The sequence below is a fragment of the Vibrio sp. 1288 genome (assembly GCF_033344475.1).
Window position 1 is genome coordinate 1 of record NZ_JAWPOX010000304.1, and the last position, 842, is coordinate 842.

The following is an 842-nucleotide window of genomic DNA, read 5'->3' on the forward strand; positions in this document are numbered from 1 at the left end:
TGAGGAGTTACCTGTGGCTTCTCTTGCACTTGATTTTGCAAAGTTTGTGCCGGCTTTTCTTCAGCTTGGGTTGCCGCAACTTGTTGTGGCTGAGCTTGAGGAGCCGAAGCTACTGTTGCTTTACCACCGGCGACTAGCGTGATATCTGGCTTTCTTTCATTGCCAATACCTGTCGCAACTACAGTCACACGGATTTCATCTGTCATATCTGGGTCTAGAGAAGTACCGATAACCACGGTCGCATTGTCAGATGCAAATGCCTTCACTGTGTTACCCACTGTCTCAAACTCATCAAGACGCATGTCCAGACCAGCAGTGATGTTAACAAGAACACCGCGAGCACCAGCAAGATCGATATCTTCTAGAAGTGGGCTAGAAATTGCCATTTCAGCCGCTTCTTCAGCTCGGTCTTCACCTTTCGCAATACCACTACCCATCATCGCGTGACCCATTTCAGACATCACTGTACGTACGTCTGCAAAGTCGACGTTGATCATACCAGGACGAGTGATTAGCTCGGCGATACCTTGAACTGCATTCTTAAGAACGTCATTCGCACTCGCAAATGCTTCAAGCAACGTTACGCCACGACCAAGAACTTTAAGTAGCTTCTCGTTTGGAATCGTAATTAACGAGTCAACGTGCTTAGATAACTCATCGATGCCTTGCTCAGCAAACGCTAAACGCTTTTTGCCTTCAAAGCTGAACGGTTTTGTTACAACCGCTACAGTCAGAATACCTAGCTCTTTCGCCACTTCAGCAATAACAGGTGCTGCACCAGTACCTGTACCACCGCCCATACCAGCTGCGATAAACACCATATCGGCACCAGTTAGGGAATC

At 47.7% G+C, this 842-nt stretch carries 1 protein-coding gene; it reads right to left on the reverse strand.

Going from position 1 to position 842, the window contains the following annotated elements:
• Positions 1-842 (reverse strand): cell division protein FtsZ (ftsZ, locus tag R8O11_RS26395; RefSeq protein ID WP_318194765.1); only part of this gene is annotated, 842 nt, incomplete at both ends.